Raw genomic sequence first — 22,649 nt, 5'->3', positions numbered from 1 at the left:
CGGGTCGGGGCGTCCACGCCCCGGCTCGGGGCCCTCGTCCACTGCTCCGGTCCCCCCACCCCGCGCCGCCGGTCGTCTCCCGACCGGCGGCGCGGGCGCGTAGGTTGCAGAACATGACCCGTGATCCCATCGCCGACCTGCGTCGGATCGCCTTCCTGCTGGAGCGGGCGAACGAGGCCACCTACCGGGTCCGGGCCTTCCGGTCCGCCGCGAGCGCCCTGGCCGCGCTGCCGGCGGCAGAGGTGGCGCAGCGTGCCCGGGCCGGCAAGCTCACCGAGCTGGCCGGCGTCGGTGACGTGACGGCCCGCTGCGTGGCCGAGTCGCTGGCCGGCGAGGAACCGGTCTACCTGCGGCGGCTGCTCGCCACCGAGGGCACCGACCTGGACGCCGAGGCGAGCCGACTACGTGCCGCGCTGCGCGGCGACTGCCACACCCACTCCGACTGGTCCGACGGCGGCTCGCCGATCGAGGAGATGGCGCTGGCCGCGGTCGAGCTGGGCCACGAGTACCTGGTGCTTACCGACCACTCGCCGCGGCTCAAGGTGGCGCGCGGCCTGACCGCGGACCGACTGCGCCGGCAACTCGATTACGTGGCACAAGTCAACGAGGCGCTGCCGGAGGGATTCCGGATCCTCACCGGCATCGAGGTGGACATCCTCGCCGACGGCTCCCTCGACCAGGAGGAGGAGTTGCTCGCCCGCCTGGACGTGGTGGTCGGCTCCGTACACAGTGGCCTCAACGACGACCGGGCCAGGATGACCCGGCGGATGCTGACCGCCGTCGCCAACCCGCACCTGGACATCCTCGGGCACTGCACCGGCCGGATGGTGTCGTCCCGCCCGGCCGGCGTGACCGGTCCGGGCGACCGCGGACACCGCGCGCGGACCCGCCCCGAGAGCGACTTCGACGCCGACGCGGTCTTCGCCGCATGCGTGGAACACCGCACCGCCGTGGAGATCAACTCACGACCGGAGCGTCAGGACCCGCCCAAGCGGTTGATCCGCCGCGCACTGGAGGCCGGCTGTCTCTTCGCCATCGACACCGATGCGCACGCCCCCGGCCAGCTCGACTGGCAGCGCTTCGGCTGCGAGCGGGCGGCCCGCTGCGGCGTCCCCGCCGACCGCGTCATCAACACCTGGACCGCCACCGACCTGCTCGCCTGGACAACCCCCTGACCACCCCTGCCCTGGGCCTCAGCGCTTGATCCACTCCGTATCGCCGTAGTAGCGGTATCCGTGATGCCGCGTCACCGCCACAACGCCGAAACGGCGAACGCACACGGCCGACGAGCGCCAGCGGTCAGCGGGTCGCGAGTTCCGCGGCCGGCGTCGCCCCGGCGCCCACTGGGTCGGAAGGTCGCGCGGTGCGGGCCCGGCGGCGGCCGATCAGCCCTTGCGACACGGCCACGCCGAGCAACACGATCAGCGCGCCGACCGGCTGGTGCCAGGTGAGCCGCTCGTCGAGCACGAGCGCACCGATCACGATGGCGAAGACCGGGATCAGGTAGGTCACCATGGCGGCCGTGGTGGCGCCCACGATCCGGATGTTGCGCAGGTTGATGACGAAGGCCAGTCCGGTACCGATCGCGCCCAGCACGAGCACGGCGGCGACCACGTTCAGCGACAGGCTGGTCGGTGCCGGCGGCGCGCCGGCCACCAGCGGCGCCACGATGGCGAGTTGGGCCGTGGCCAGCACCAGCTGCGCAGTCGACAGCGACAGTCCGGACAGCTTGCTGCCCGCGACGAACTTCTTCTGGTACGGAATGGCGAGGCCGTAGCAGGCCGCCGCCCCGAAGCACATCAACTGACCGACCAGGTGGGCACCGCCGACGCCCTGCCAGACGCCGAGCACCACCAGCACACCGGCGAAGCCGAGCGCCAACCCGACGGCATTGCGTACGGTCAACCGCTCGGTACGGAACACAAGTACCGCCATCGGCAGCACCACCAGCGGAGTGGTGGCGTTCCAGATGCCCGCGAGCAACGACTCGATCCGCTGCTCGCCGTAGCCGAACAGGGTGAACGGCACCGCCACCCCGAAGGCGGCGATCACGGAGAGGTGGCCCCACACGCGTGGGTCCCGGGGCAGTCGGTCCCGCAGCAGCGCGAGCACCACCAGCAGGGTCAGCGCACCGGCGCCGACCCGGTAGAGGGTGAGGTGCAGGGGGTGCATCTCCGCCACGCCGACCTTGATGAACAGGAAGCTGGAACCCCAGATGGCGGCGAGGGCGACGAATCCGGGCAGCCAGCTCCGCAAGGCCGGCTTGTCAGGGGTGAAGTCCATGGTCACCCCTGACACTCTGCCCCTGGGGCACGACATTGTCCTGCGGATTTCCGCCGCCGTGTCGGGCACCACAGAAAGCGGTGCCGTGCCAGGCACCCCACTGCTGTCGGCGGGTCGCCACGCCGGTGCGGAAGGGCCGGAAAGACAGCAGCCTCTGTCCGGCCGTCTCGCGTAGGGTCGCGTGCGTGGGACGAATCGACGACATCGCCAACCGCTACGTCGCCGAGTGGGCCGCGCTGAGCCCGACCGGCGCCACCTACGTCGGCATTTCCGGCTACGACGACAAGCTGGACGACCTGTCGCCGGACGGGTACGCCGCCCAGGCCGACCTGACCCGCCGCACCCTGGCCGACCTCGACGCCACCGAGCCGGACACGGAGGCCGAGCGCATCGCCCGGGAGGCGATGCAGGAGCGGCTCGGTCTCGACCTCGCCCGCTACGACACCGGGGAGGCGACCAGCGAGGTCAGCGTCATCACCAGCGGGTTGCACCACAGTCGAATGGTCTTCGATCTGATGCCGACCGAGGGTGCCGAGGCGCAGGCCAACATCGCCGCCCGGTTGAGCCTCTTCGCCGGTGCGATGGAGGGTTACAAGACCACGCTGCGCGAGGCGGCCGCGAAGGGCCACGTCAGCTCGCAGGCTCAGCTGCTCAAGGTGGCCGAGCAGTGCGACGCCTGGGTCGACCCGCAGGGCGACAACGTCTTCCACGGGCTGGTCGAGCGGTTGGGTGCCGAGGGCGCCCTCGACGCCGACCTGCGTCGAGGGGCGGCAGCAGCCACCGCGGCGATCGCCGAGTTCGGGCAGTTCCTGCGCACTGAGCTGGCTCCGCACGGGCGGCAGAAGCAGGCCGCCGGGCGGGAGCGGTACGAGCTTGCCTCACAGTACTTCCTCGGTGCCCGGATCGACCTCGACGAGACGTACGCCTGGGGGTTCACCGAGCTGGCCCGCCTGGAGGCCGACATGCGTACGGTGGCCGGGCAGATCCTCACCCCCGGTGCCACAATCGACGAGGCGGTGGCCGCGCTGGACGCCGATCCGACCCGCACCATCCAGGGCAAGGAAGCCTTCCGGGACTGGATGCAGCAGCTCGCCGACCAGGCGATCAGCGAGCTGCACGGCACCCACTTCGACATCCCCGAGCAGGTACGCCGGATCGAGTGCATGATCGCGCCGACCAGCGACGGTTCCGTCTACTACACCGGCCCCAGCGAGGACTTCGCCCGGCCGGGCCGGATGTGGTGGGCGGTACCGCAGGGGATCACGGACTTCTCCACCTGGCGTGAGGTGACCACCGTCTACCACGAGGGCGTTCCCGGTCACCACCTCCAGATCGGGCAGACCGCCGTCCGGGCCGGGATGCTCAACCGCTGGCAGCGGCTGCTCTGCTGGGTCTCCGGGCACGGCGAGGGCTGGGCGCTGTACGCCGAGCGGCTGATGGACGAGCTGGGTTACCTGGAGGATCCGGGTGACAAGCTCGGCATGCTGGACGGCCAGGCGTTCCGGGCGGCGCGGGTGATCGTCGACATCGGCATGCACCTGGAGTTGGAGATCCCGAAGGACAATCCGTTCGACTTCCACCCGGGCGAACGCTGGACGCCCGAGCTGGGTTGGGAGTTCCTGCGGGAGCACTGCCGGGTGCCGGACGAGATGCTGCGGTTCGAGTTGAACCGCTACCTGGGCTGGCCGGGGCAGGCACCGTCGTACAAGGTGGGTGAGCGGATCTGGTTGCAGGCCCGCGACGACGCGAAGACCCGCAAGGGCGCCGACTTCGACCTGCGTGAGTTCCACAGGCAGGCGCTCGACCTGGGTGCGCTCGGGCTCGACCCGCTGCGTCGGGCGCTGGCCCGCCTCTGAGTCCGCACATGCCGAAGGGGTGGGCCCCCCGTGGGTCCACCCCTTCGGCGTTGACGTGCTCAGCGGGTCAGCGCTTCTCCGCCTCGCCCTGCGTGCCGCGCTGGATCGGCACGGTGGGTTCCTCGGAGCGCCAGTTGGTCGAAGCCGGCGGGATCTCGTCGGTCAGCGGACCGGCCGCACGGTCGTCGTCGCGTACCGCCTGCTGGTCCACCCGGGTCGGCGTCGGGTCCGCCCCGGCCCGGTGGGTGCCCACGGCCGCCGGAGCGGGCCGGCGGGAGAGCAGCAGCGCGGCGACGATCAGCGCCAGACCGAGCACGACCAGGGCGAGCGGCGCCCACACGCCCAGGATCGTCAGCTGGCCCCGGCTCGTCTTGGCCCGGTCGGCGGAGGCCGTCACGGTCTCGTCGTTGTACACGAAGTCCGCGTCCAGCAGCGTCACCGGTGCGCCCGTGTTGGGCGTCAGCACCTTCTTCTGCTGCTCCCGTACCTTGATGTAGGAGCCGGTCACCGGGTCGACCCAGACGGTACGGGTGTTGCTGTAGACGATGTCGCCGGCGGTCGCGCCCGGGGCGAGCGCGCCGAGCAGCAGAGCGATCCGCTCGGCGGGCAGCGGCAGCTTCTCGTCGCTGATGACCTGCTCGTACCGGTACGTCTCCAGGCCCTCGATCTCCTCGGTGCCCTTGAACTCGGCCATCCGGGTCTGCCGCAGGTCCCGGTCGAAGACCTCGTAGTTGCCCTGCGCAGCGTTGAACGGGAACTTGTAGACCTGCCCGGCGAACGAGACCTTCTCCGGGGTGCCGCTGTCGTCGAGGAACTGGTCGTTCCACTCCACGGCCGCACCGGAGACCCGGTCCAGGGCCAGTTCCGCGCCGTACGCGCTGACCAGTTCCTTGGTGTCGGTCCGGTCGACGGTCTGACCGACCCGCCACACCACGGTGTCGCCGGCGAGGTCACCGCTGAGCGCCGCGGTCTTGTCGCGTTCCGGAGTGACAAGGATGGTGGACTTCAGGTCAGCCTGGTCGATGTCGACCGCGCCGTTGGTGATCTGGAGAAAAGTCGCGCCCTTGGCCTCGGCGACCGAGGTCGAGGGATCCAGGTCGTAGGGCAGTTTGGTCATCGCCGGTTTGACGACGAACACCAGTCCGGCGGCCAACGCCAGGAGCAGGACGCCCCCGCCGAACAGCACGGCACCCACGGCGCGGTGCTTCATGTTTCCTCCCTAGAGGAGCGAATTTCGTCGGTGTCAATCAGTGGGATGGCCGCGAGGTTACTACCTAGTCACATAGCGACGCGACCCCCGGTCAGCTCTGATTTCTGCACCGTGTCGGGCTGATGCTCGGCGCGACGGCGCAACACCAGGACGAAGTTCCAGGCCACCACTTCCCGCAGCCCGGGAACCCGGATCACCCAGCGGGCCCACCACGGGTGGTACCGGGGCAGCGCGTCGACCATGTCGATCCGGTCATTGCTCCGCGCCCAGCGCAGCGTGTCGGCGATCGACACCGGGAAGAGCGTCTCCCGGAACCGGTTCTTCGGCGGCCGTCCGGTGCGGCGTTCGTACCGGCGGCGGGCCCGGTCGCCGCCGAGGTAGTGCCAGGGCGCGGTCTCGTGCCCACCCCAGGGCGAGAACCACGGGGTGTACGACACGAAGATCAGCCCGCCGGGTCGGGTGACCCGTACCATCTCGTCGAGCATCCGGGGTGGCTCGGCGACGTGTTCCACCACGTTGGACGAGAACGCGATGTCCACGCTGCCGGTGCGTACCGGCAGCGCCGTGCCGCTGCCCCGCAGCATGCCCGCCACGGACTCCCCGGCTGCGGAGAAGTCACCCACGTCCGGGTCGAGCCCGACGTAGTAGGACCCGGCGGCACGGAAAGCGGCGGCGAAGTACCCCGGCCCACCGCCCACGTCCAGCACGGTCCGGCCGGTCAACTCCGTGTAGCCGTGCAGCTGACGTACCGAGTCGGCGGCCAGCAGCCCGTAGAAGTGGTCCGGGTCGGTCTGCTCGACCAGGAATGCCCGGAACAGGGTCACCGACCGGCGCAGGGTGGCGAAGCGACGCCGTGCCGCCCGCCGCGCCCGGTCGTCCGCTGTCGTCACCGCGTCACCGTCCCGTCCTCGGTCCCGTCGTCGGCCGCCTGCGGCGGCTGTCCGGATGTGCCCGGCGTCACATCATGCGCGACGGGCGGCTCGTTCCGTACGCCGGGTGTGGGCATGACCGCCGCGACCACCGCGCCGACCGCGACAAGCATTGCCGCCTGCACCCAGGAGCCGTAGGCCCAGCTCTGTCCGTGGCCCTGCACCCGTCCGGTCACCGCGATCACCGTGGCCACCGTGAGGCCGCCGAGCACCACCACCGGCAGGGCCCGCACGGCCAGTTGCCGCAGCACCATCGCGGCCAGCACGATCGCCACCGGCAGCACCCCGCCCAGGGCGGCGAGCAACACCACCAGCAGCCCACCGATCAGCCAGGCCGGTGCCTCCGCCGGAATCGCTGCCGCCCTACCGCCGTCCACAGCCGCAGCATGCTCGGCACCCACCGACGAGCCACGCTCGAGGCCCAGCGACGCGGCACCCGACGCGCCAGGCTCGGGGCCCAGGGCCGACCGGCGGCGCGCCGGCCACGCGGCCAGCAGCAGCACTCCGACGACCGTCAACGCGCCGGCCAGCAGGGCACCCCGATAGGCGCGGTCCGGCGCGAAGATCAACCTGACCTCGCCACCGGCACCGGCCGGTAGCACCCACGCCTGCTGCCAACCGTCCACCCGGGTCGGGGTCAACGGCGTACCGCCAAGCGTGGCCGTCCAGCCCGGGTTGGCGTTCTCCGGCACCACCAGCAGCGCCGACTCCCCACCGGCGACCCGGACCGTCCGATCCGTCGGTGCCCAGTCCAGCACTGTCACGGCCCGATGCCGGGGCTTGTCGACACCATCGACAGCACCGTCCGTCCCAGGCGAGGTCGCGTCGTCCACCCCGGGTGCGGTCGCACCGTCCGCCGCACCGGAAGCCGCGTCCGCCACCGGTCGCAGGCTCGCGTCCTGCACGAGGAAGCCCTTCGAGGGCGAGGTGCCCAGCCGGTGCCCGCCGGCCGGCAGGTCCAGCACGGCACCGCCCGGCCCGCAGACCCGCAACGGCACCGGCCGACCGGCCAGCACGTCGCCGAGTCGAGCGTCGACCGACGTGTCGTAGCGGTGGCCGTCCAGCTCGACGGTCGGCCCGTCGCCGCACCGCTCGATGACCCGGGTGTCGGCGTCGACCGGCTTCAGCAGCTTCGCCAGGGCCGGGATCTCCACCTCGGCGATCCCCGCGGTCGCGGGCCAGCCGTTGCCCCGCTGGTCGGCGATCCGAAGTTCGGTCGAGCGCACCACGATCTCGATCCGGTTGGTGCGTACCGCCGGGAAGCGCACCGTCCCGTCGGCGCCCACCGGCACGACCACCTCGCGTCCGGGTGTGCGGATCTCGACCTCGTCGGGCAGCGAGCCGACCGGCAGTTGCGCGGCCCGCAACCGCAGCTGGTCGATCCGGCGCGAGCCCGACCAGCTCAGTCGCAGGGTGGGCCGCAGGTCGCCGGTGTCGGCGAGCCAGGCCGTGCCGGGATCACCGTCGATCGCCGCGTACGCCGTCACGGCCGGGTCTCCGGCCAGCCGCGACGAGGCGCTCGCCGTCACCTTCAGGCCGGAGAGTTTGAGATCGCCGCCCGGGCGGGCCACCGCCCGCAACGCCATCCGGTACGTACCGGCGGCCGGGTTACGGAAGATCCGGTCCAACCCCAGCGGCTCTTCACCGACCCGGGCCAGGAACCGGTCGCAACGGATCACCGTGTCGGCCGCCCGCACCGGCGACCCGACCGGGACGATCCGGTCGGCTTCCGACGCCTGGGCGAGGTGGCACGCCGGACGGTCGGCCGGGCCACGGCTGAACACCCAGCTCACCGGCCCGGCCGGATCCTGCGGCAGGTCGGTGGGGGCGCGCAGTGCGCGACGCGGCTCGGTGTCGGCGATGGTCAACTCGCGGATGCCGACGGCACCGTCGAGCCGTCCGTCGGCCACCGCCAGCACGGTCACCCGTACCCGGCTGGTCGGTCCGGGCAGCGTGTAGTACGTGTGCCCGCCCAGCGTGGGGGCCACCTCGTGATCCACCGAACCACGGTCGGTGGTCAGCCGGAACCGGGTCACCGGCCAGCCCACGGCCAGGTCGGTGACGAACGACAGGCGCACGTTCTCCACCTGGCGAGGGGTGTCCAGGTCGACTTCGAGCCACTGCCCGACCGGCCCGCTCAACGGTGCCGAGTGCCAGGCGGTGTGCGGGTCGCCGTCGACGGCCGCGAACGGCAGGCGGGACGGGTCGGCCGGGCCGAGCGTGTCCACGAAACTCACCGCCGAGGACGCCGACACCTCGCGTACGCCCTGGTAGGTCGCGGTGGTCTGATGCTGCTCGCCGGAGAAGGGCAGCAGGTCGAGGGCGACCCGGCCCTGCCGTCCCGACTCGTTCGCGGTCAACGTCTGGGAGAGGTTGTCCCGCACCCGGCCGATGTCGCGTTCCCGGCGGCGCAGCCCGTCGGTGACGATCCACGAGTCGCCTGTCGCCTCCGGTGTTTCGTCCCGGTCGCCGGCGAGCACCACCGGTCGGTCCCGTTCCACCACGCCCTGTTCCAGCAGGGCCAGCAGGGATTCCGGGCCGCCACTGACCGTGGGTACGTCGGCGGTGAGCACCGCTGAGGCGGCCGGGACCGGCGCGTCGACCTGGTACACCTCGATCGCCGGCAGGGTGTCGAACCCCTCGTCGACCGGGCTGCCGATCGTCCGGGTCAGGGCGTCGGTGCTGCCGAAGGTGGCGACCCGGGTGATGCCAGGCGACTCGGCCAACGCCCGGCGCAGCACCGCCACCGGTGGGGCGTCCACCTGGATGCGGTCGATGTCGTTGCGCAGCAGCAGGTGCCGGAACCCGGAACGGGCGAGCAGGTCGGCCAGCCCGGTGGAGCCACGACCGCTGGCCAGCACCTCCTCGACGGTGTCCATCATCCGGGTGTTACCGGCCGAGCCGAGCGGGATCTGGTGGCGGACCGCCCACGGCGCGCCGGCCAGGGCCTGCAACGGCTCGTCGACCGTACGCCCCCACTCGTACTGCCCGAAACCGGAACCGGGCACCATCAGCGTGCGGGCCAGCGCGTCCCGGTCGGCCAGCCAGGTCGCCGCCGACCGCCAGTGCGGCGGCAGGTCCGCCCAGCCCGGGCCGGGACGCAGCAGCCCCAGCCAGGCCGGTGCGGCCGCACCCAGCACCAGCATCAGCACCGGTACGAAGACCAGCGGGCGCAGCCGCACACCGGGTCGACGTCGGGCCAGCGCGTGGTGCATCCGGGTGGCCACCGCGTCGACGCCGTGCGCGAAACCGAGCATCAGCGGCAGCCGCAGCACCGGGTCGAGCTTGTGCACGTTGCGCAGCGGGGCGAGCGGACCGTCGAGCAGCCCTCGGACCAGTTCGGAGACCGGGCTGTCCACCGCGCCGACGTAGCCGATGGTGAGCAGGGTCAGCCCGGCGAGGAAGCCGGCCACCAGGAACCGCCGCTGGGGCAGCAGGTTGCCGGCCAACCCGGCCAACCCGATCAACGCGACCACCGCGGTGAGGGCCATCAACACCGGGTGGTCGATCAGCAGCCAGCCGGCCGGCCACCACGGCTCGCCCTGCACGATGTACGCGACCCACTGGTTCGTGCCGCGTACCGCCTGGAACAGCGATGCCACCGCAGTGGTGGTGGTGGACGACTCGATGTAGTCGAGGAAGGGCAGGCTGTACTGGCCGAGCAGCAGCAGCGGCACGATCCACCACAGGCACACCCCGACCACGCAGACGCACCACCAGGCGACCAGCCGCCGGTGCTCGGCGTCCCAGCGCCGGGTCAGCAGCCAGACGCCGGGCAGCACCAGCGCCATCAGCACCACCGCCGCGTTGATCCCGCCCATGCCGAGCACAGCCAGCGCGGAGAGCGCGGCGGCCCGGCGTGGCGAGCCGATCCGGCGTACGGTCACCAGCGGCAGCAGCACCCAGGGCAGCATCGCGGCGGAGAGCGTCTCCGACGACAGCGCGCCGACCTCGGTGAGGATGCGCGGGGCCAGCGCGTAGCCGAGCGCCGCCGCATACCGGGTCGGTTCGGTGCCGATGTCCATCGCCCGGGCCAGCCGCAGCAGCCCGTAGAACGCGGCGGCCAGCAGCAGCGCCGTCCACAGCCGCTGGGTGATCCACTGTGGAATGTCGAGCAGTTGGCCGGCGGCGAAGAACGGTCCCATCGGGAACAGGTAGCCGTACGCCTGGTTCTGCAGCTCCCCGGCGGTGGCCTCCGGGTTCCACAGGTGCAACGCGCGGGCCATGAAGTGGATCGGGTTGGCGGCCAGGTCGAGCTTGGTGTCGAAGGTGACCTGACCGGGCCGCTGCGCGAAGGCGATGGCGGTGAGCAGCAGCAGCGACAGCACCGTACCGGGCGAGCGGCGCACGCGTGCCGACGCCCGGCTCAGGGGCGATGCCAGCGGGCGGCTCATCGGCGGCACTCCGGTGGCAGGCAGCTCAGATCCGCCAGGGCGGAGAAGAAGATGCGGCGCATGCCGCTGGGCTGTGCGGTGACGAAGACCCGGCCGCCGGTGACCTTCGCGATCGCCTCCAACTCCTCCGGGTCGATGGCACCGCCCAGCCCGATGAAGATGATCGGCAGTGGTCGGCGCGGTTCCTGCATGCGTTTGAGTTCGGCGAGCAGGGCGGCCCGGCCGATGCTGTCGGCGTCCTCGTTGCGGCCGTCGGTCATCACCAGCACCAGGTTGATCCGCCCGGGAGTCCAGTTCCGCCGGGCGTCGCGGTACGCGGCAAGCGTGCTGTCGTACAGCCCGGTGCCGCCCTGCGGCTCGACCCGGACGGCCGCCAACGCCTCGGCCAACCTGTCACGTTGAGCGCCCAGCGGAGCCACCGGCAGGATCTCCTGGTGGTCCCGTTCGCCGTCGAGGTTGGTGGCGAACGCCCAGACGCCGAGTTCGCTGTTGTCCAGCAGCAGCGCCGCACCCTCCTCGGCGGCCCGGACCGTGGCGTCGAGCCGGGTCCCCCCACCGGGCACCTGCGCGGCCATCGAACCCGAGACGTCCAGCAGGGTGAGGATCCGGGCACTGCGCTGCACGCCGCTCCAGCCGGTCAGCACGTCGGTGACGGTCTCCTCGGCGGGTAGTGGCACCGGCCGGCGTTCGTCCGCCCGCAGCCGGTCGTCGCTCGGCATGGCCGGCGGGAAACCCGACGCGGTCCGGAAGCCGTGGCCGACGAAGATGTCCCGGCTGGTGGCGGTGAGCAGTTCGGTGAGAAGCCTCGCGGCGGCGTCGCGCACCCGCTCCTGCGCGGCGGGCAGCACCACGTACGGCAGGTCGAGCCAGGGCACGGCGATCTCCGGGTACGCGGCGACCAGCTTGCCGGACGTGGTCAACGCGTTGTGTTCGAGCACGGCCTGCTCGCTGGCGGCGACCACGTCGACGCGGCCCGGCAGGTCACGGCCGGGCGTCAGCGTGCTGGCCTGCTCGGCCGGGCTGAAGGTGCGGGTGGCGAGGCGACGCAGGGTCGCCGCCACGGTCGCCGCCGAGTCCCCGTTGTCGTCGGCCAGCACCCGTACGCCGATCAGGGCGCCGGCTCCGGCCGGGTCGGCCGCCGGGTCGGGCAGCCCGACCTGGACCTGCCGCGCCTTGGTGCCCACCAGGGATTTCCAGGTCAGCGGCTTGGCCGGCCAGCCGGAGCGGCGGGCGACCCGTTCGGTGACCGCCAGCACCACCGGGGTGCTCGCCACCGAGGTGCCCGCGCCCGGAACCTCGAAGGCACCTGCGGCCCGGGCCCGTCGCAGCCAGAACGTGGACTCCGGCAGCCAGGCGTCGGCCACGTCAGCGCCCTCGGCGAGTTCCCGGGCCACCGCCGCCGACGGTCGGGCCTGCACCTCGACCGAGACGCACGGCTGGTTGCCGGCGTTGGCCCGCGCCACCCGGTCCAGCGCCGGCGCGATGACCGGGGCGGCAGCCACCCGCAGCCGCACCTGTTCGACACAGGTCGGCGTGCCACGGTCGGCGCGCACGTAGGCCACCGCCGCCCAGCCGGCCAGCAGCACCACCAGGGCGGCACTGAGCAGCACCACCGGCGACCGGTGGGACAGGGCGCGCGTGGGCGCGCGACGGTCGGCCTCCACCGCCGCCTCACCTCCTCGTCACCCCTGCGGACGACACGTCACCGCAGGTCACCGGCGTCGCGACGGGTTCGCCGTGCCGGGCAGGCGAGCATCGCACGCTGCTGCGCTGCACACCCTGCCAAGGTTTGTGCGGCTCGGCAAACCCCTGATCGACGAACCGACATCCGACCCACGCTGCCGGATCTGCCCATTGCGCACCCGGGTCGGACCGCCCTAGGGTGGCGCGATCGTGCTCACTTACTCGTCGGTAGGAGCAGCGTGGACAACTCCGACACCCCCTCCCGCCACGTCCTGTTCCTCAACTGGCGCGACACCACAAACCCCGAGGGCGGCGGCTCCGAGGTCTACATCGAACGCATCGCCGCCGAACTCGTCACAGCAGGCAACCGGGTGACTCTGCTCTGTGCCGCGCACGACAACGCGGGCCCGGCCGAGACCACCGAAACCGGCGTACGGCTGCTGCGCCGCGGCTCCCGGATGACCGTCTACCTACGGGCAGCGCTCACCTGCCTGGCCGGTCGCTTCGGTTTCGGCCCACTGGGTCGACGCGGCCTGGGCCGACCCGACCTGGTCGTGGACGTCTGCAACGGGGTGCCGTTCTTCGCCCCGCTCTACGTCGGCCGACCGGTCATCGCGCTTGTGCACCACGTGCATCGGGAGCAGTGGCCTGTGGTGTTCGGCCCGTGGATGTCCCGGCTGGGCTGGTGGATCGAATCGTGGCTGGCGGTACGGCTCTACCGGCGCTGCCGCTACGTCACCGTCTCCGAGGCCAGCCGGACGGAGTTGACCACGCTGGGCGTGGACGCCGAGCGGATCGACGTGGTGCCGAACGGCACCCCCACCGTGACCGGCCCGTCCCTGCCGCGTACGCCCCATCCGTCGCTGCTGGTGCTCGGCCGGCTGGTGCCGCACAAGCGGGTGGAGATCGCCCTGCGGACGGTCGCCGAGCTCGCCGACGAGCTGCCGGAACTGGAGCTGGTGGTGGCCGGGCAGGGCTGGTGGGAGGAGCCACTACGCGAGTTGTCCGAGTCGCTCGGCATCACCGACCGGGTGCGGTTCACCGGTTTCGTCAGCGAGGAGGAGAAGCACGCCCTGCTCTGCTCGGCCTGGCTCGCCCTCACCCCGTCGCTCAAGGAAGGCTGGGGACTGACCATCGTGGAGGCCGCCGCGTGCAGCACCCCGACTGTGGCGTTCCGCTACGCCGGAGGGGTGGCCGAGGCGATGGTCGACACGGAGACCGGCCTGCTCGTCGACGACGAACAGGAGTTCACCGCCGTCGTCCGCGAACTGCTCGCCGACGACGTACGGCGCAAGGCGATGGGTGAGGCTGCGCTGACCCACGCGGCCCAGTTCACCTGGACCGCGACCGGTGCCCGCTTCGCCCAGCTCGTGGCGCAGGCCACCGCCCGCGGCTGACCGGACACGACGACAAGGCGCCCGCGTCGCGGGCGCCTTGTGCCGTTCGAGGTCAGCGCGTGCCGTACAGCGGGGACTCGGTCTGCTCACTCACCTTGGAGTTCGCGGCCTCCTTGGCGGACGGGCTGAGCACGTTCGCCAGACCGACGCTGCCGAGCATGCCGAGCACGACACCGAGTACCCCGACGGCGACGAACGCGGGCAGGTTCCTCATCCACCTTCTCCTTCCGCGGGACTCGCGTGCCGGGACGCTACCACGCGGTAGCTCCGTCGCGCAGCGTCCGAAAAACCGATGGCCAGCACCACCGTTGCGGCAAGTAGATGTGCCAGGCCCACCGGTCCGGGACGGGCGGGGGCGGGCGGCTGTCGCCATTGCGGGTTCTCGTACAGAGTCAGGTCCTCGCCCGCGTACACCCGCTGAAGTCCGGCCACCGTCGCCGGGTCCACCGGCGGGCCGGCCGCCCGCTGCACAAGCACCCACCGAGGACCGGCCGTCGCGACCGGCTCACCCGAGTCGAGCAGGTCACGCACCCGGGCGGCCTGCGGGTCCTCGCCCGCCACCGCCGTACCGTCCACACGCAGCGTGTCGTCGATCAGGACCGGCACGCCCAGATATCGGGGCGCCGGGTCGATCACCACCTGGCCGCCGTTCCACGAATAGCTCTGGTACTCCTGGAACGGCAGCGAGATCACCTCACCCGGCCGTTCCTGCACCAGCCGGGCCACCACCGCCCAGTCCGCCGGCCACGCCACCGGGCGCAGCCGTCCCACCCCGCCGAACGCCAGGTCGGGCAGGACGGCCACCGGCAGCAACGCCGCACCGACAAGCAACACCCGCCCGGTCGCCGCGTCGAACCGGGCGGTCAACCACCCGGCGAGCCGCTCCGCGCCCAACGCCACGGCGATCGCCACCAGCAACGCGTACGGGATGAGCAGCTTCTGCCCGTCGCGCAACAATCCCGCGCCCGGCACGTCGGCGACCAGCCGGCTCAGCACCGTCACCGCACCCGGCAGCACGCCGAGCGCCGCCGCCAACCACGACCCGACCGCCAGCAGGCCGAGACGGTTGGTCACCCCGGCCGCCCAGCGACGCCGCAGCAGCGGTACGCCAGCAGCGGCGACCACCAGCAGCAGCCCGGTCGCCACCGGCACCAGCAACCCGGCCCGCGACGCCGGAGTGGCCTGCGCGTTCCAGATGCCACCGGTACCGGCGAGCGCCACCAGGGGACCGGCCCAGTTCTCCGCCCGGGCCGCGAAGACCGCCACCCCGGCGGGATCGGACCGCCCGTCACCGGCGCTGGCGAAGCCGGCCACCAGCCACGGCGCGTTCAGCAACAACGTCACGCCCACCCCGACCGAAGCCGACCGGGCCGCACCTCGCCCGACGAGCAGGACGGCGACGACCACCAGGGCGAGCAGACCGCCGGTCGGGGTGATCGCCGAGACCGCCGCCGCCAGCAGCAGCCGGCGCAGCGCACCCCGCTCGCCCGCCCGTACCCCGATCGCCGCACGCACCAGCCACGGCATCGCGGCGTACGCGACCAACAGTCCCCACTGGCCGATCAGCAGCCGCTCAGCCAGGTACGGCGTCCAGGCGTACCCGAGGGCGGCGACCACCCGCACGGCCGTCCGCCGGGTCGGCACCAGACGGGCGGCGCCCAGCGCGGCGAAGTACAGGATCGCCACAAGCACCAGGCGTTGCAGCAGCCAGCCCGGAACCAGTTGGTTGGCCAACGCCACCACCGCGTCCTGCGGTACGGCCCGGGGCAGCGCCGTGGCCGGGGCGATCACCTCCCAGCTCAGCGCCTGCCTCGGCACGAAGACCATGTCGTAGCGCAGCACGTAGCCGGGCCGGGCCAACGGCGCGAGCACCACTGCCGTCACGGCGGCAGCCACCAGGTGCGGTACGAGGCGACCGACGGCACGGCCACGCTCGGCCGCCGGGCCGCCCTGCCGCAGCCGTTCCCGCATCCGTGGACCTCACCTCGCCGGTACGCGGCGACCCGCCGCGTCGGTGGCGGCCACTGTAACCGGCAGGCTCCGTCCGGGTCGCCAACCGGTCGAACCATCCGTTGACCTGATAGGGGACGCAATGAGTGGTGTGGCAGTCTTCCCGCCATGGCATCAGCGGGGGCAGGCGTGTCGGCGGCACCGGAGCGGCCCGGTAGCCGGCTGAGCGGCGACCGGATCGCCACGGCGGCGCTGGTCATGATCGCGGTCAGCGTGTTGTGGCGCGCCCAGGTGGCGTCCCGCGGTTTCCTGGCGGCCGACGACTACGTGCTGATCACCCAGGCGGCGGAGTCCCGGCTGACCGTCGAGCACCTGTTCGCGCTCTACAACAACCACCTCATGCCCGGCGGGCGGCTGCTCATCTGGCTGGTCACCGAATACGTCGGTCTGGCCTACTGGCCGTACGTGCTGCTCATGGCGATCGGTCAGGCGATCCTCGGGATCACCTTCTTCCGGCTGCTACGGCGGATGCTCCGGCCCTCCGCGCTGCTGCTCCTGCCGCTGGGCCTGCTGCTGTTCAGCCCGCTGACCCTGGAGGCGAGCACCTGGTGGGCGGTCGGCGTCAACATGTTGCCGATGCAGATCGCCATGGTGCTGGCGGTCTCCGCCCAGGTCGGCTACGTGCAGACCGGGCGTCGACGGCACCTGGTGACCCTGGCGTCGGCCCTGCTGCTCGGCCTCTTCTTCTTCGAGAAGTCGATCCTGATCGTGCCGCTGGTCTTCCTACTGACCGCCGCCTGTTACGCCGACGGCGGCCCGGTACGGGCCATCTGGACCACGATCCGCCGCTGGTGGCCGTCCTGGCTGCTGCTGACCGTACTGTCGCTCGGTTTCGCGGCGGCCTACCTGGGCCGTTCGGAATCCTCGCTGCGTCGCCCGGAATCGGTGGGTGAGGTCTTCTCCTTCCTGACCCAGATGTTCGGGTCGACGGTGATGCCCGGCCTGGTGGGCGGCCCGTGGCAGTGGCTCGGGGCCGGCGACGGCGCGCCCGTCGCCTCGCCGCCACAACTGGGCACCTGGGTGGGCTGGACGATCGTCGCCGCCGTGGTCGCGGCGACCGTACGCCAGCGCCGCCGGGCCGGCCGGGCCTGGCTGCTGCTCGCGGCCTACCTGCTGATGGTGGCGGGCATGCTCGCCGCGACCCGGCTCGGCTCGGCCTTCAGCGGGGTCGCCGGCGGCGTCCCCCGGTACGTCAGCGACGTCGTCGTGGTCGCGGCGATCTGCCTGGGCGTCGCCGTGGTCGGGCTGGCCCACAGGACCGACCCGACCGTGCCGACGACACCGACGCAGCCGGTGACACCGGCGCAGCCAGTGACACCGGCGGTGATCGCGTCGACCACGCCGGCTGTTGCGGCGACGGGCCAACCGGCACGGCTGGTCTCCGGGCACGGTGTCATCCACGCGGAAGCCCCCGTCGACCCGGAACCCGACCCCGGCCGGGCCGCTCCTGAACCACCCCCGGCCGACGTGCCACCGACGAACCAAGCCGACGTGCCACCGACGAACCCGGCCGAGTCGCCCACGCCGGGGCTGCTCGGTCCGGTGCCGGAGCGTTACCGGGAGGCGGTCACCGTCGTCCTCGTCCTCATCCTGGTCGCGGTCGGCCTGGGCACGGTCTGGACCACCGCCCGGTACGGCGACGAGTGGGCGGCGAAGTCCGGCCGGTCGTACATCGACACCGTGCGGATCGAGATGGCCAGCGCACCACCGGACACCGTCTTCTTCGACGCCCCGGTGCCGGACAACGTCGTGCCCCGCCTCTCCTCGCCGTACAACCTCCAGTCCCGGTTCTTCCGGGCCTTCGGCACCCGCCCCACCTTCGTCGACGAGACCGACAACGCCTCGGTCCTCGACGATCTGGGTCGCATCCAGGTGGCCACGATCGTCGGCAGCACCATCCAGCCCGGCCCACAGGAGGGCTGCGGCTACCGGGTCGGCACCGGGCAGACCGTACGGATGCCGCTGAACGAGCCACGCTTCGAGTGGCACTGGGTGGTACGCATCGGCTACCTCAGCTCGGCCGACGGCACGGCGACCCTGCGGCTCGGCGACGGCGTGGCCCAGTTCCCGATCCGCAAGGGTCTCAACCAGCGGTTCTTCCGCATCACCGGTGGCGGCGACACGGTGGAGTTGACGGTGACCAGCGGCGAGGTGTCGCTCTGCACCAACGAGATCGCGATCGGCGACCCGGCACCCAGACCCGAGTAGCGACGCGACGTCACTCGGGGCGGAACAGCACCGAGTTGACGTACCGGGGCCGGGGCCAGACGACCCGGCGGGCGAAGCTCTGCCCGACCCGTACGATCGCCTCCCGCTGGTGTCCACCGAGGTCGAAGTCGGCAAGCGGCACCCATTCGCGGTCCGGCAGCACGTATCCGCGGTAGCCCCAACCGGTGAGCAGGTCCAACAGTGGCTCGACCGGTTGGATCCGCTCCTCCACCTCGATCAGCAGCACCGGACGGTCCCGCTTGACGGTCTCCGCCGCACCGCGCAGCGCGGGCAGTTCGTGCCCCTCGATGTCGAGCTTGACGAACCGCACGTCGGTCAGGCCGAGCGAGTCGAGCGTGATCCGTCGGACCGGCACCGGCTCACCCTGCGTCGGGTCCTCCAGCGACGAGGTGCCCACGATCGCGCCCCCTGCGGGCAGATACAGCGTGGCGGATCCCTCGTGGTCGGAGACCGCCGCCTCGACCACCTCGACCGTGGGGAAGGCCGAACGCAGCTGTCCGGCCAGCGCCGCCGTCGGCTCCACCGCGACCACCCGCTCCGCCCGCCGCAGCAGCCGGGCGGTCCACGGGCCGTACCAGGCGCCCACGTCCACCGCCGTACCGCCGGACGGAACGAACTCCGCCAGCCGGGCCAACTCCGGCTCGACCCGCGGATAGGCGCGGCGGATCGCCGCCCCGAGCAGCCGCTCGGGAAGCACTGCCGCCAGGCCGGAGGTTGCTGCGGGGGCCAGCTTCGTCGACGCCATGGGGCAGCACACTAGACCCTTTCCGCGGCGGTCGGCAGGGGCCGTCGGTGCGGGGCTGTCCGGAAAGGCTACCGACCGGTACCGTCTTGCCGGTCGGGCCGCTTCCCGACGGGATCAGCCGGCCGGACCTGCGGGCGGCCGGCAGACGCGGAGTGGCATGACACAGACGACGGGCAGCGACACCAGCAGGGTTCGGCTCGGCGCGGCCGGCGCCGCCGTCACCCTCGCCACGCTGGTGACAAATGCGCTTGCGTACGTCGTACCGGTGCTGGGCGCCCGCCGGCTGAGCGCCGCCGACCTGGGCGCGCTGGCCACCGTCCTCGCGCTGGGTGCGATCGCCGCGGTGCCCGGATTCGGGCTGCAGATCGCGGTGGCCGCGCACCGGGCCCGCTGGGGTGGCGACGGAGCCGGCCGACTCGGGCTACGCACCGCCGCGCTCACCGGTGCCGTCACCCTGGCCCTGGCGCCGCTGTTGACGGTCCTCCTGCGGCTGCCGGCCCCGCTGACGCTGCTGCTCGCCACCACCACGTTCGCCACCGTGATGGCCGGCCGGTGGCTCGGCGAGTTGCAGGGCGACCAGCGTTTCCTGCGGCTCGCCGTCGCCATGGCCGTACTGGCCGCCGGCCGCTACGGCGGGCTGGTCGTCGGCCTCCTGCTCGGCCGGGGACCGGTGACCTGCCTGCTGTTGACCACGGCCACCGGCCTGCTCGCCCTGCCACTGCTGGCCCGCCTCGCCGCCCCCGGCACCACTGCGATCTCCACGCCCGGTGCGCCGGCCGGGGCGCGAGACGATCAGCCGAGGTCCGCCGAACCGGGCGGCCCGGTGCCACGCCGACTGGATGCCCGGCAGGTGAGCACCGCGTGCGCCGCCACGTTGGCGATGCTCGCCATCTCGTACGCCGACCTGATCCTCGCCCGCCAACTGCTGCCCGCCGCCGACTCCGGCGCGTACGCGGTCGGTTCGGTACTCACCAAGGGCGCGCTGTGGGCACCTCAGGTCGTCACCCTGCTGGTCCTGCCCCGGCTGGCCCGGGGCGACCGCCGCGCCCGCCTGGTGGCGCTGGCGTTGATCACGGCCTGCGGCGCGGCCCTCGTTGCTGCCGCCACCATCGGCGGCGAGTTGGCGTTCCGACTCGCCGGAGGTGCCGACTACCTGCACCTGGCCGACACGGCACCGATCTTCGCCGCCACCGGCGCCCTCTATGCGGTGGTGTTCATGCTCGTCAACGACCGGGTGGCGACCGGCGCGCGCTGGCCGGCCGCACCGCTGTGGGTGGCCACGGTCGGCCTGGCGGTCTGCGCGGCACTCGTCGCGCCACGCACGGTCACCGGGGTGCTGTCCTGCGCACTTGTCACCGCCGCCGTGACCGCCGCGACAATGTCCTGGCTGGTCTTCCGGCCGAGCCACCGGCGAACTACACAGCGTGATCGGGTCGCTGCCGCAACGGGGCAAACCGGTGTCGATGGCGACTCTCCGCACACTCAGACCCCCCGTACCCCGTCGCGTTGGCTACCGTAGTTGCTCCCGGGGTGAAGGTTCCCGACTCCGCCCACGGCCATTTCCGAAGAGGTAGCTGTGACCCTGTACGGCGAGAACCGTCCGCCCGCTGACGACGACCGGCCCACGGTCCAGGTGAAAGCGGTCAGTTGGCCTGTCGAGGAACCGGAGCGCCCCACACCTGTCGATCCGTCGCAGGGCAGCGCCAAACGATCCCGCCGAGTCCGGATCCTGCTCGCCACCGGGGTGGCCACCGCGGTGCTCGCGTCGGTGGGCGTCGTCGCCGCCTGGACGTACGCGGGTGACGTCCCGCGCGGCACCACCGTGCTCGGCACCGAACTCGGCGGGCGCAGCCGGGCCGACGCGGCACGGGAGCTGCAGACGCAGCTGGACCGGCGCGCGGCCGAACTGGCCGCCCCGATCGAGGTACGGGTGGGCGAACGCACGGCACGGATCAACCCGGCCGAGGTCGGGCTCACCGTCGACGTGGACGCCACCGTGGCCGCCGCAGCGGCAGCGCAGGCGCACGCCGTGGACCGGCTGGTCGGCTCCCGCGAGATCGAGCCGGTGGTCTCCGTCGACGTGCCGAAGCTGGAGGCCGAGCTGCAGAAGCTGGTCGGCAAGCAGGGCCGGAAGATGACCATGCCGGCGATCACCTTTTCCGGCACCACACCGAAGGCACGTCACCCCAAGCCGAGCCTGGCCATCGACACCGAGCACTCGGCGCAGGTGGTCAAGGAGGGCTGGCTCAGCGGGCAGCCGGTGACCGTGCCGTTGGTGGAGAACCACCCGGTCACGTCCGCCGACGAGGTGGACCGCCTCGTGGAGGAGTTGGCCAAGCCGGCGGTCGCGGCACCGGTCAAGCTGACCACCGAACGGGGCACGGTGACCATTCCGCCGCAGGCCATCGCCAAGAGCCTCCAGTTCAAGGCCGACAAGGCCGGCAAGCTCACCCCGAGCGTGGACGCCAAGAAGCTCAGGTCGGCCCTCGGCGACCGTCTCGACAAGGTCGAGGTGGCGCCGAAGAACGCCACGATGACCATCTCCGGCGGCAAACCGAAGGTGGTCGACGGGCGCGCCGGCAAGCAGGTGGACATCGGCAAGCTCCGCGGCGATCTGCTGGCCGTCCTACCCCGCACCGACGACCGTACGATCTCCGCCGAGCTCAAGCCGGTCGCCCCGAAGGTCACCGCCGAGAAGATCTCCGGCCTGGGGATCAAGGAGAAGGTCTCCTCCTTCACCACGTACTTCACCGGCGGCCTGTCGTCGCCGCGTAGCCAGAACATCGTGACGATCGCCAAGCACGTCGACGGCACCGTGGTCCTGCCCGGCGACACGTTCTCGCTCAACGGCCACACCGGGGAGCGCGGATACGCGCAGGGCTACCGCGACGCGCCGGTGATCCTCGACGGCAAGCTGGTGCCCGGCGTCGGCGGCGGCACCTCGCAGTTCACCACCACCCTGTTCAACGCGACGTACTACGCCGGCCTTGAGGACGTCGAGCACAAGCCGCACTCGTACTACTTCAGTCGCTACCCGGCCGTCATCGAGTCCACGATCTTCTGGCCGAACCTCGACTTCAAATTCCGCAACAACACCGAGTACGGCGTACTGATCGACACCTCGTACACCGCCAACTCGATCACCGTCTCGATCTGGAGCACGAAGATCTGGGACAGCGTCAAAACCGAGTACGGCCCCCGCCGCAACATCACCTCCCCGAGGACCGTCTACCTGGAGCCGGGCCCCACCTGCATCCCGGCCAACGGCAGCCAGGGCTTCACCCAGGACGCCTTCCGCGTCATCAAGAAGGACGGCAAAGTCGTCAAGCGGGAGAAGTTCACCTGGACCTACGACGCGGAGCCCCGCTTCATCTGCGCCAAGGAACCTGCCTGACCCTCGGCGGATACCGGACGACGACCTCGCGGCGACAACCCCGAGACGCACCTGGTCTCAACCTCAACGGCGAACCGTCGCTCCAACCTTGTCCGTGGAGATTCCCCGGCTCACCTGACACCCACGGTCGGGTCAGGTCAGGTCGGGTCGGGTCCCTCGCCCTTGTGCTCGGACTCCCCTTTGCTCTGCTTCAACCCACGCACTGGTTTCCGCCGCTGGCTGTTGCGTAGGTTGAAGCAGAGCAAAGGGGCGTGGCGTCATGACCCGGCCCGGGGTCATTAGAACCCTGACCACACCACACGACGCCCTGAACACCACACGGCAAACCGCAGCGGCCTGGGCGGGCCGCGGGCAGGACTGGACTGGACTGGCGCCTCCCAGGTAACGACTGCGGCCAGCGGCCTTCTGGCACGCGACGACACCGGCGTGGCGATCCCGCGAATCCTGGCTGCCTTCGTCCCTCCCAGCTCGAAGCCAGAGAATGCCCGGGTGGATATACGTTTGAGGGCCACCCCTGTT

Annotated in this window: 14 protein-coding genes; 6 read left to right on the top strand and 8 right to left on the bottom strand. The window is 71.9% G+C overall.

The window, feature by feature from the left end; genetic code table 11:
• The first annotated feature begins 113 nt into the window (after positions 1-113).
• Positions 114-1,175 carry a PHP domain-containing protein gene (locus Vgi01_RS26550; protein ID WP_102659805.1) on the top strand — a complete coding sequence of 354 codons (1,062 nt, stop codon included), beginning with the start codon at positions 114-116 and terminating at the stop codon, positions 1,173-1,175.
• Positions 1,176-1,299: 124 nt separating this feature from the next.
• On the opposite strand, the gene Vgi01_RS26545 is transcribed toward Vgi01_RS26550, so the two are convergent.
• Positions 1,300-2,289, bottom strand: coding sequence for a DMT family transporter (locus Vgi01_RS26545; RefSeq protein ID WP_204292899.1), 990 nt, complete (start codon positions 2,287-2,289; stop codon positions 1,300-1,302).
• Between the two features lie 179 nt (positions 2,290-2,468).
• On the opposite strand from Vgi01_RS26545, the gene Vgi01_RS26540 reads away from it, so the two are divergent.
• Complete coding sequence (locus Vgi01_RS26540) at positions 2,469-4,139, top strand: DUF885 domain-containing protein (RefSeq protein ID WP_102659803.1); 1,671 nt, start codon at positions 2,469-2,471, stop codon at positions 4,137-4,139.
• 67 nt (positions 4,140-4,206) lie between these two features.
• On the opposite strand, the gene pgfA is transcribed toward Vgi01_RS26540, so the two are convergent.
• From pgfA to Vgi01_RS26520, 4 genes are all read right to left on the bottom strand, one after another.
• Positions 4,207-5,349, bottom strand: coding sequence for a cell envelope lipid trafficking protein PgfA (gene pgfA, locus Vgi01_RS26535; protein ID WP_102659802.1), 1,143 nt, complete (start codon positions 5,347-5,349; stop codon positions 4,207-4,209).
• Positions 5,350-5,417: 68 nt separating this feature from the next.
• Positions 5,418-6,239, bottom strand: a complete 822-nt coding sequence (locus Vgi01_RS26530) for a class I SAM-dependent methyltransferase (RefSeq protein ID WP_204292898.1) — start codon at positions 6,237-6,239, stop codon at positions 5,418-5,420.
• On the bottom strand, positions 6,236-10,672 hold the full coding sequence (locus Vgi01_RS26525; RefSeq protein ID WP_239089172.1) for an alpha-(1->3)-arabinofuranosyltransferase: 4,437 nt from the start codon (positions 10,670-10,672) through the stop codon (positions 6,236-6,238). Before Vgi01_RS26525 ends, Vgi01_RS26530 begins: the two co-directional genes overlap by 4 nt.
• On the bottom strand, positions 10,669-12,336 hold the full coding sequence (locus Vgi01_RS26520) for a substrate-binding domain-containing protein (protein ID WP_204292896.1): 1,668 nt from the start codon (positions 12,334-12,336) through the stop codon (positions 10,669-10,671). Before Vgi01_RS26520 ends, Vgi01_RS26525 begins: the two co-directional genes overlap by 4 nt.
• Positions 12,337-12,594: 258 nt before the next feature.
• On the opposite strand from Vgi01_RS26520, the gene Vgi01_RS26515 reads away from it, so the two are divergent.
• Entirely contained in the window at positions 12,595-13,752 is a 1,158-nt protein-coding gene (locus Vgi01_RS26515; protein WP_204292895.1) for a glycosyltransferase family 4 protein, read from the top strand.
• 52 nt (positions 13,753-13,804) lie between these two features.
• On the opposite strand, the gene Vgi01_RS26510 is transcribed toward Vgi01_RS26515, so the two are convergent.
• Positions 13,805-13,966 (bottom strand): hypothetical protein, encoded by a 162-nt coding sequence (locus tag Vgi01_RS26510; RefSeq protein WP_158244934.1) that lies wholly within the window; start codon positions 13,964-13,966, stop codon positions 13,805-13,807.
• Complete coding sequence (locus Vgi01_RS26505; RefSeq protein ID WP_204292894.1) at positions 13,963-15,723, bottom strand: MmpA family trehalose lipid delivery protein; 1,761 nt, start codon at positions 15,721-15,723, stop codon at positions 13,963-13,965. Before Vgi01_RS26505 ends, Vgi01_RS26510 begins: the two co-directional genes overlap by 4 nt.
• 147 nt (positions 15,724-15,870) lie before the next feature.
• Here Vgi01_RS26505 and Vgi01_RS26500 point away from each other — a divergent pair, with 147 nt between their 5' ends.
• Positions 15,871-17,970, top strand: coding sequence for a hypothetical protein (locus tag Vgi01_RS26500; protein ID WP_204292893.1), 2,100 nt, complete (start codon positions 15,871-15,873; stop codon positions 17,968-17,970).
• Between the two features lie 10 nt (positions 17,971-17,980).
• On the opposite strand, the gene Vgi01_RS26495 is transcribed toward Vgi01_RS26500, so the two are convergent.
• Entirely contained in the window at positions 17,981-18,736 is a 756-nt protein-coding gene (locus tag Vgi01_RS26495; RefSeq protein ID WP_204292892.1) for an FkbM family methyltransferase, read from the bottom strand.
• A 157-nt stretch (positions 18,737-18,893) separates the two neighbouring features.
• Between Vgi01_RS26495 and Vgi01_RS26490 the strand changes: the two genes are divergently transcribed.
• Positions 18,894-20,255, top strand: coding sequence for a polysaccharide biosynthesis protein (locus tag Vgi01_RS26490; RefSeq protein WP_204292891.1), 1,362 nt, complete (start codon positions 18,894-18,896; stop codon positions 20,253-20,255).
• Positions 20,256-20,312: 57 nt separating this feature from the next.
• Positions 20,313-22,130: a VanW family protein gene (locus tag Vgi01_RS26485; protein WP_204292890.1), complete on the top strand. Its 1,818-nt coding sequence runs from the start codon at positions 20,313-20,315 to the stop codon at positions 22,128-22,130.
• Positions 22,131-22,649 lie beyond the last annotated feature (519 nt).

This window comes from Micromonospora gifhornensis (assembly GCF_016863515.1).
GTDB lineage: Bacteria > Actinomycetota > Actinomycetes > Mycobacteriales > Micromonosporaceae > Micromonospora > Micromonospora gifhornensis.
Note: the sequence above shows the minus strand (reverse complement) of the source record. Positions and strands in the feature narration are given on the sequence as shown.

Bases quoted from the DNA above. Each gene is read 5' to 3' on its own strand.
- Vgi01_RS26550 (WP_102659805.1), top strand. From the start codon at position 114: ATGACCCGTGATCCCATCGCCGACCTGCGTCGGATCGCCTTCCTGCTG.
- pgfA (WP_102659802.1), bottom strand. From the start codon at position 5,349: ATGAAGCACCGCGCCGTGGGTGCCGTGCTGTTCGGCGGGGGCGTCCTG.
- Vgi01_RS26525 (WP_239089172.1), bottom strand. From the start codon at position 10,672: ATGAGCCGCCCGCTGGCATCGCCCCTGAGCCGGGCGTCGGCACGCGTG.
- Vgi01_RS26510 (WP_158244934.1), bottom strand. From the start codon at position 13,966: ATGAGGAACCTGCCCGCGTTCGTCGCCGTCGGGGTACTCGGTGTCGTG.
- Vgi01_RS26505 (WP_204292894.1), bottom strand. From the start codon at position 15,723: ATGCGGGAACGGCTGCGGCAGGGCGGCCCGGCGGCCGAGCGTGGCCGT.
- Vgi01_RS26500 (WP_204292893.1), top strand. From the start codon at position 15,871: ATGGCATCAGCGGGGGCAGGCGTGTCGGCGGCACCGGAGCGGCCCGGT.
- Vgi01_RS26495 (WP_204292892.1), bottom strand. From the start codon at position 18,736: ATGGCGTCGACGAAGCTGGCCCCCGCAGCAACCTCCGGCCTGGCGGCA.
- Vgi01_RS26490 (WP_204292891.1), top strand. From the start codon at position 18,894: ATGACACAGACGACGGGCAGCGACACCAGCAGGGTTCGGCTCGGCGCG.